The 8,086-nt window shown below is 72.4% G+C and carries 7 protein-coding genes; 5 read left to right on the top strand and 2 right to left on the bottom strand.

Annotated elements, in window-relative coordinates:
* Nucleotides 1-137 precede the first annotated feature (137 nt).
* Together OXR63_RS13495 and OXR63_RS13490 are read left to right on the top strand one after the other, a co-directional pair.
* On the top strand, nucleotides 138-1,880 hold the full coding sequence (locus OXR63_RS13495) for a dihydroxyacetone kinase family protein (protein ID WP_267424078.1): 1,743 nt from the start codon (nucleotides 138-140) through the stop codon (nucleotides 1,878-1,880).
* A complete protein-coding gene (locus tag OXR63_RS13490; protein ID WP_267424077.1) occupies nucleotides 1,877-2,359 on the top strand; it encodes a ribose-5-phosphate isomerase in 483 nt (160 codons plus the stop codon). Before OXR63_RS13495 ends, OXR63_RS13490 begins: the two co-directional genes overlap by 4 nt.
* A gap of 90 nt (nucleotides 2,360-2,449) precedes the next feature.
* On the opposite strand, the gene OXR63_RS13485 is transcribed toward OXR63_RS13490, so the two are convergent.
* Nucleotides 2,450-3,919, bottom strand: coding sequence for an FGGY-family carbohydrate kinase (locus tag OXR63_RS13485; RefSeq protein ID WP_267424075.1), 1,470 nt, complete (start codon nucleotides 3,917-3,919; stop codon nucleotides 2,450-2,452).
* Nucleotides 3,920-4,079: 160 nt separating this feature from the next.
* Here OXR63_RS13485 and OXR63_RS13480 point away from each other — a divergent pair, with 160 nt between their 5' ends.
* Genes OXR63_RS13480 through OXR63_RS13470 form a run of 3 tightly spaced genes read left to right on the top strand, consistent with a single transcriptional unit; the run spans nucleotide 4,080 to nucleotide 7,004 of the window.
* Complete coding sequence (locus OXR63_RS13480) at nucleotides 4,080-5,150, top strand: LolA family protein (RefSeq protein WP_267424073.1); 1,071 nt, start codon at nucleotides 4,080-4,082, stop codon at nucleotides 5,148-5,150.
* 23 nt (nucleotides 5,151-5,173) lie between these two features.
* Nucleotides 5,174-6,142 (top strand): ABC transporter ATP-binding protein, encoded by a 969-nt coding sequence (locus OXR63_RS13475; RefSeq protein WP_267424081.1) that lies wholly within the window; start codon nucleotides 5,174-5,176, stop codon nucleotides 6,140-6,142.
* The gene (locus tag OXR63_RS13470; RefSeq protein WP_194661777.1) at nucleotides 6,129-7,004 is read left to right on the top strand and encodes an ABC transporter permease; all 876 of its coding nucleotides are present in this window, start codon (nucleotides 6,129-6,131) and stop codon (nucleotides 7,002-7,004) included. The genes OXR63_RS13475 and OXR63_RS13470 overlap by 14 nt, the downstream gene beginning before the upstream one ends.
* Before the next feature lie 27 nt (nucleotides 7,005-7,031).
* Here OXR63_RS13470 and OXR63_RS13465 read toward each other — a convergent pair whose 3' ends face one another.
* A complete protein-coding gene (locus OXR63_RS13465) occupies nucleotides 7,032-8,063 on the bottom strand; it encodes an NADP-dependent oxidoreductase (protein ID WP_267424071.1) in 1,032 nt (343 codons plus the stop codon).
* Between the last annotated feature and the right edge of the window lie 23 nt (nucleotides 8,064-8,086).

Raw genomic sequence — 8,086 nt, 5'->3', positions numbered from 1 at the left:
GAGCATGCACAGCTGAGTCCCGAGCATGCACGAGTGCATCCCGAGCATCACGGACTGCATCGCAGGCATGCACGACTGACCCTGTCGCTGCGGCGGCAGGCGCACACTGAACACCCGAGACGAAGGACAGCGCTGTCATGACCACGATCCACGACCACCCGGAGGACTTCGCCGAGGACCAGCTCGCCGGCTGGCTCGCCCTCTACGCCGACCGCGTGCGCGGCGTCCACGGCGGCGTCGTCGGCCTCCCGACGAAGGGCGCCGAGCCGCAGGTCGCGGTCGTCGTCGGCGGCGGCTCCGGCCACTACCCCGCGTTCTGCGGGGTCGTCGGCCCGGGCTTCGCCACCGGCGCCGTCGTCGGGAACATCTTCACCTCGCCCTCGACCGCCCAGGTCTACGCAGTCGCCAAGGCCGCCGACCAGGGCCGCGGCGTCGTGCTCTCGTTCGGCAACTACGCCGGCGACACGATGAACTTCGGGCTCGCCGCCGAACGGCTCCGTGCCGAGGGCATCGACACCCGCATCGTCGTGGTCACGGACGACATCGCCAGCGCCGACGAGGAGTCGAAGCGCCGCGGCATCGCGGGCGACTTCTCCGTGTTCAAGGCGATGGGCGCGGCCGCCGCCGAGGGTGCGTCCCTCGACGAGGTCGAGCGGGTCGGGAACGCGAGCAACACCGCCACGCGGACGATCGGCGTCGCGTTCTCGGGCTGCACGATGCCCGGGGCCACCGAACCGCTCTTCACCGTGCCGGAGGGCCACCTCGGCCTCGGCCTCGGCATCCATGGCGAGCCCGGCATCGAGGACGTCCCCCTGCTCAGCGCGACCGACCTGGCGAGCCTGCTCGTCGAACGGCTGCTGGCCGACCGCCCGGACGCCGCCGGCACCCGGGTCGCCCCGATCCTCAACGGCCTCGGCGACACCAAGTACGAGGAGCTGTTCCTGCTCTGGGGCCGGGTCCTCCCGCTCCTCGCCGACGCCGGGATCGAGGTCGTCGAGCCGGAGGTCGGTGAACTCGTCACGAGCCTCGACATGGGCGGCTGCTCGCTGACCCTGCAGTGGCTCGACGACGAGCTCGAGCGCCTCTGGCGCGCCGACGCCTACACGCCCGCCTACCGCAAGGTGGCGGCGCCGGTCGACGCGCTCCTGCCGGCCGAGGCCGCTGCCGAAGCCGAGGAAGCGGCGACCGTCGTGCCGGACGCGAGCGGAGCCTCCCGGTCGGCTGCACAGACCGCGCGCGCCGCCGTCGAGGCGGTGGACGCGCTCCTCCGCGACCACGAGGAGCAGCTCGGCCGCATCGACGCGGTCGCCGGGGACGGCGACCACGGTCGCGGCATGGTCAAGGGGATCGGTGCGGCCCGCAAGGCGGTCGATGCACTCGGCCAGGAGGCCGGGGTCGCCTTCGTCCTCGGACGCGCCGGTGACGCGTGGGCCGAGTTCGCGGGCGGCACCTCCGGGGTCCTGTGGGGTGCGGCGCTCGAGGCCTTCGGACGGTCGCTGCGCGACGACCGCGAGACCATCGAACCCGCTGACGTCGTCGAGGCCAGCCAGGCCTTCGCCGACTCGATCGTGCACCTCGGCGGGGCGTCCCGCGGGGACAAGACGATGCTCGACGCCCTTCTGCCGTTCGTCGACGAGCTCCGGTCGTCGGTGGCGTCTGGACGCTCGCTCACCGACGCGTGGCAGGCTGCTGCCGTCGTCTCCGTGACGGAGGCTGAAGCCACCGCCGACCTCAGGCCGAAGGTCGGGCGTGCCCGGCCGTTGGCGGAGAAGAGCCTGGGGACGCCCGACGCGGGCGCCACCTCGATGGGGATGATCCTCACGCGCGTCGGCGAGGTCCTCGCCGCACGCGCTGCTGACAAGGAAGGAACACACGCATGACGTACCGTCTCGTGATCGGCTCGGACGATGCCGGGTTCGACTACAAGGAGATCCTCAAGAAGGACCTCGAGGCCGACGAGCGCGTCTCGTCGGTGACCGACGTCGGCGTCGACGCCGACGGCCACACCGCGTACCCGCACGTGGCCGTCGACGCCGCCCGGATGGTGGCGAACGGGGAGGCCGACCGCGCGATCCTGTTCTGCGGCACCGGACTCGGCGTCGCGATCGCCGCCAACAAGGTGCCCGGCATCCGTGCCGTCACCGCGCACGACTCGTACAGCGTGGAGCGCTCGATCCTCTCGAACGACGCCCAGGTCCTCTGCATGGGCCAGCGCGTGATCGGCGTGGAGCTCGCCCGGCGCCTGGCGAAGGAGTGGCTCGGCTACGAGTTCGACACCTCGAGCGCCAGCGCCGACAAGGTCAACGCGATCTGCGAGTACGACGGCAGCGCACCCGCCGGGGTCGACGCGCAGGCATAGGCGTCGGCGCACGACACACATCGGCTCGCGCCACGGACTCCCGTGGCGCGAGCCGATCCACTTCGTGCGGCTCCACGCGGAACCGCTCGCTCACCCCCGTGCCGCCAACCGGTGCACGACGGCCTTCGTCACCTCGTACAGCTCGCGGTAGTCGCGGTACCCGGCCTCGTACGCCGCGGCCCGGTCGGGGTCGGGCTCGATGACGCTCGCCGGCGGGTTCCACACGGCGATGTCGACCGCGGTGACGAGTGCCGCCGCCAGGAACGCCGACCCGTAGGACGCCCCCACGGTCACCGAGGGGATCGTCTGCGGCAGCCCGGTGACGTCCGTGACGATCCGGGGCCACAGCCGCCCGAGCAGGCCTCCTCCGGCACCGACGAGCTCCCGCACGGGCACCCCGGCCGCCCGCAGCGTCTCGATGTTGTGCCGGACCGCGAACGCCGTCGCCTCGAGCGTCGCCCGGTACAGGTCACCGCGGGTGTGCCGCACGGTCAGCCCGGCGATCACCCCGCGCGCGTCGGGGTCGGCGATCGGCGTCCGCTCCCCCGCGAAGTACGGCAGCATCAACAGCCCGTGCGCGCCGACGCCCGAGGCGTCCGCCTCCGCGAGCATGGTCGGCCAGTCCGCGTCAACGAGACGCCGCAGCCAGTCGGTGACCGCACCGGAGGTCGCCGTCCCCCCGGACACGCACGGCTGGTCCGGGCGGGTGCCGACCGTCGTCCACATCCCCGGCACACGGGTCGGCTCGGCCGTCGGCGTGATCATGAACATGGTGGTGCCGTACTGCAGCGACATCCGGCCCGGCACCGACGCACCGACACTGAGGCCCTCCGCCCAGGCGTCGATGGTCCCGGCCGTCACGGGGATCCCGACCGGGAGGCCCGTGGCCGCGGCCGCCACGCCGGTGACGGTCCCGGCGGCGTCCCCGGACCAGAGCAGTCGGGGCATGGGCAGACCGGGTGCGACGAGCGCGCACCACTCCGGGATCCACGCGTTCGTGTGGACGTCGTAGAGCGGGGTGCTCTGGCTGGCCGAGTGGTGGTCGAGGACGTACTCCCCGGTGAGCAGCTCGACGACCCGGGACGAGGGCATCGTGAACCGCTCGGCCCGCGCCCACACGTCGGGTTCGTTCCGGGCGACCCAGGCGAGCTTCGCCCCGGCGGCCTGCGTGCTGAGCGCCGAACCGCACCGGGCACGGACCGCGTCCTCACCGCCGAGCTCCTCGGTCAGGTCGTCGAGCATGTCGGCCGTACGGGTGTCGACGCCGTAGAGGATCGCGGGGCGCAACGGCCTGGACGCCGCGTCGGTGAGGAGCACGCACGGCCCGATGCCGCTCACGCCGACGGACTCGACCCGGGCGCCGGGCACGAGCGCGAGGAGCTCCCGCGTCAGGTCGCAGAACTCGCGCCACCACAGCTCGGGGTCCATCTCGACGAGGCCCTGCTCGGGGCGGTCGACGTCGTGGTGCCGTCCGACCTCGGCCAGGATCGTGCCGTCGAGCCGGACCAGGAGCGCCTTCGTGCTCGACGTCCCGATGTCCAGACCGAGCACCGCCCGCATGCCGCCTCCCTCGCCGCCACCGACCGTCGCCCGGCCAGGCCACGAGTCTACGAAGCGCCGGCAGCCCCCCGAGGACACAGCCCACTGTCGGTTGCCCGACCTAGTGTGCTGCTGATCCCACGCTCCACTCGAGGGGCTCAACCATCCGAGGAGATGGACGATGAAGAAGTCCGCCTGGCTGCCCGCCGTCATCGCACCGGTCGTCGTCGCCGGCGCCATCGCCGCCCCGACGCTCGCGAGCGCCGCGAACGACCCGATCGCCGGGACGGACCCGACCGCCGCCGACGTCATCGCCAGCGTCGCGAAGTCCTCCGACGCCCAGTACTCCGGCAAGCTCTCGCAGACCAGCGACCTCGGCCTGCCGGAACTCCCCGCCGGCTCCGGTGGCTCCTCGCTCGAGGGCAACGCCTCCGACGCCCTCTCCCTCCTGACGTCCTCGCACACCGCCCGCGTCTACGTCGACGGTGCGACCAAGCAGCGCGTCCAGGTCACGCAGCAGCTCGCCGAGCAGGACCTCGTCCGCAACGGCTCCGACGTCTGGACCTGGGACTCGAAGGCCCGCGAAGCCACCCACGTCATGTTGCCGGACCACGTCAAGGAGTCCTTCCGCGACGGCACCATGACCCCCGCCGACCTCGCGAAGCAGGCGATCGCCGCGATCCGCCCGAGCACCACCGTGTCGAAGCCCACCACGACCTCGGTGGCCGGCCACGACGCCTGGCAGCTCGTCCTCACGCCGAAGTCCTCCGACACCCTCGTGGGCAGCGTCGAGCTCGCCGTCGACAAGCAGACCGGGCTCCCCCTCCGCGCAGCGATCCAGGCCGACGGACAGTCCGAGCCCGCGGTCCAGGTCGGCTTCACGAGCCTCGACTACGGCGCCCCGGCCGCCCGGCTCTTCGACTTCACCCCGCCGTCCGGAGCGAAGGTCAGCACGAAGGACCTCTCCGACGCAGCCGACCACGCCGGGTCGCACCGCGGTGCCCACGGCACGGGCGACGACGCCCCCACCCTCACCGGGAGCGGCTGGTCGACCATCGCCGAACTCCCCGCCGGCACCGCCGACCAGGGTGCGCTCGGGGCGGACGCCCAGGGCCTCCTCGGCCAGCTCACGCGAGCGGTCGACGGTGGCCGTGCCATCCAGACCTCGCTCGTGTCCGTCTACCTGACCGACGACGGCCGCGTGCTCGCGGGTGCCGTCCCCGTGTCGAGCCTGGTCGCCGCCGCGAAGTGAGCACGACCGACACCGAGAGCCCGGTGACGCCGGACGCCACCACCTCGGCGTCCGGCGCCGACCTCGCGATCCGCACCACGGGCCTGGCGAAGGTCTTCCGCAAGCAGCGCGCCGTCGACGGGATCGACCTCGCGGTCCCGCGCGGTGCGGTCTTCGGCTTCCTCGGGCCGAACGGCTCCGGCAAGACGACCACCATCCGGATGCTCCTCGGGCTGTCCTCGGCCACGAGCGGCTCGATCGAGGTGCTCGGCGAGTCGATGCCTGCCGGACTCCACCGGGTGCTGCCGAAGGTCGGTGCGCTGGTCGAGGGGCCCGCGTTCTACCCGTACCTGTCCGGGCGGGCGAACCTCTCCCGGTTCGACGCCGCCGACCCGACCACGGACTCCCGCACCCGCAAGGACCGCGTCGCCTCCGCGCTCGACCGCGTCGGGCTCTCGCACGCGGCCGACAAGAAGGCGCACGCCTACTCGCTCGGCATGAAGCAGCGCCTGGGCCTGGCGAACGCGCTGCTCACCCCGCGCGAACTCCTGGTGCTCGACGAGCCGACGAACGGCCTCGACCCCCAGGGCACGCGTGAGGTCCGCAACCTCATCCGCTCCCTCGCCGACGACGGCACCACGGTCTTCGTGTCGAGCCACCTGCTCGCCGAGATCGAGCAGGTCTGCACGCACGCCGCGGTGATGCGCACCGGCAGGATCGTCGCGCAGGGCACGCTCGACGACCTCCGCTCCGCCGGGGCCCGCACGGTCACCGTCCGCACGCCCGACCTCGGGCAGGCCGGCACCGTGTTGATGCGCCTCGGACTCGCGCCACGCCACGACGGCGGAGCGGACGTCCTGGTGGCGGACCTGCCCGCCGAGGTGCTCCCGGAGACCATCGCCGCCGAGCTCGTCCGGGCCGACGTCCGGATCCGCGGGCTCGCCGTCGGTGGCGGCACCCTCGAGGACCTGTTCGTCGCCCTGACCGGAGAGGGATTCGATGTCGCAGCCTGACGCGGCCGTCGCACCGACCGCGCCCGCCGTCGAGCAGGAGCCCCGCCGCACCCGTCCGTTCGCGCTGCTCGGGTCCGAGCTCGCCCTCGTGTTCCGGCGTCGCCGCACCTGGGCGATGCTCGGGGCCCTCGCACTCGTGCCGATCCTCATCGCCGTGGCCGTCCGACTGACCACCGGCGGGGACTCCGGCGGACCGGCGTTCCTCGGCGACATCACCAACAACGGGCTGTTCGTGTCGTTCACGGCGCTGACCGTGTCGATCCCGCTGTTCCTGCCGCTCACCGTCGGGGTGGTGGCCGGCGACACCGTCGCGGGTGAGGCCAGCCACGGCACCATCCGCTACCTGCTCGTCGCCCCGACCGGGCGGCTGCGGTTCATCCTCGTGAAGTACGTCGGCGCGGTCGCCTTCTGCCTCGCGGCGACGCTCGTGATCGTGCTCGTCGGTGCCGCGATCGGCGCCGCGCTGTTCCCGATCGGCCCCGTGACGCTGCTCTCGGGCACGCAGGTCGACGGGTGGTCCTACGCCGGCCGTGCCCTCCTGCTGGCGCTCTACGTCACGCTGTCGATGCTCGGGCTGTCCGCGATCGGGCTGTTCGCGTCCTCGCTGACGAACGTGCCAGTCGGTGCGATGGCGTCGACGGTGGTGCTGGCCGGTGCGTCCCAGGTCCTCGACCAGCTCCCGCAGCTCGACTGGCTGCACCCGTTCCTGTTCTCGCACCAGTGGCTCGGGTTCGGCGACCTGCTGCGCGACCCGATCGCGTTCGACTCGTTCGGCAGCAACGCGCTGCTGCAGCTCGGCTACGTCGCGGTCTTCGGCACCCTGGCGTACGGGCGCTTCGCCACGAAGGACGTCCTCAGCTAGGACGCCCCTCGTGCGCCGCGGACGCCCCTAGGACGCCTCGGGGTGCGGCACCGCGCGCGAGACGGGGTCGTGCAGGTCGCGGGACTTCTCCGACTTGTACCAGTGCAGGCGCGACCCGGTCTCCACCGGCTGCATGCCGACGACGACCTTGCCGCGGGAGTGCATCTCGGCCAGGTCCTCGTACGCGTCGACGATGTACTCGAACGGGTAGTACCCGGAGATGATGAACTGCACCTTGTGCCGCTGCACGAGGTCGCCGAGCCGGGTCAGCATCTCCGACGCCTCCTGGTCGTCCCCGGGTGCCCGGAGGAAACGGATCTCCAGGTCGCGGCGCTGCTCGCTCGTGATGAAGCGCTTGTCACTGACGCCGAGGTCCGCCGCCAGGGCGACGTTCTCGTTGTGCTCGCGGTTGTCGATGAACGCCGTGACCGGGCGGCCGTCGGCGATCTCGCGGATCCGGTCGAGCTCCCCTTCGCCGTAGGACACCGGGAGCACGCCGATCTGCCGGAGGGCGTCGTGGTTGCGCGGGCTGCCGAGGCCGATGACCGTCGCCCCGGTCTCCTTGGCGAGCTGGCACTCGATGTGCCCGACGCCGCCGGCGGCCGCGCTGATCACGACGGTGTCGTCCGGCCCGAGCTTGAGCGACCGGACGATGGAGAGCGCGGTGCACCCGGCCAGGTACAGGCTGCCGGCGACCTCGAACGTCATGCTCGAGGGCTTCTTCACGACGGCGCCCCGCGGGACGGTCACCCAGGTCGCGTGCGACCCGCCGTGGGGAGCGTGGCCCATCACCTCGTCGTTGACGTGCAGGTCGCGGACCTCGGCACCCTTCGCGACGACGACGCCGGCGAAGTCCACGCCCTGGCGGGCCGGGAAGTCCAGGTCGACGAAGTCCTTGAGCTTGCCCTCGCGGAGGAACCGCTCGATGTGGTTCAGGCCGGCGACGGAGACCTCGACGACGACCTCGCCCGGTCCTGGCTTCGGTCGTTCGATGTCGACGAGCTGGACGACGTCGAAGTCGCCGTAACGGTCGTACTGCACAGCGTTGCCGTGTCGCATGGGGCACTCCTTCGTTTCCTTGC

The organism is Curtobacterium sp. GC_Cur_3 (genome assembly GCF_026544205.1).
GTDB lineage: Bacteria > Actinomycetota > Actinomycetes > Actinomycetales > Microbacteriaceae > Curtobacterium.
This window is presented reverse-complemented; position numbering and strand designations above follow the sequence as displayed.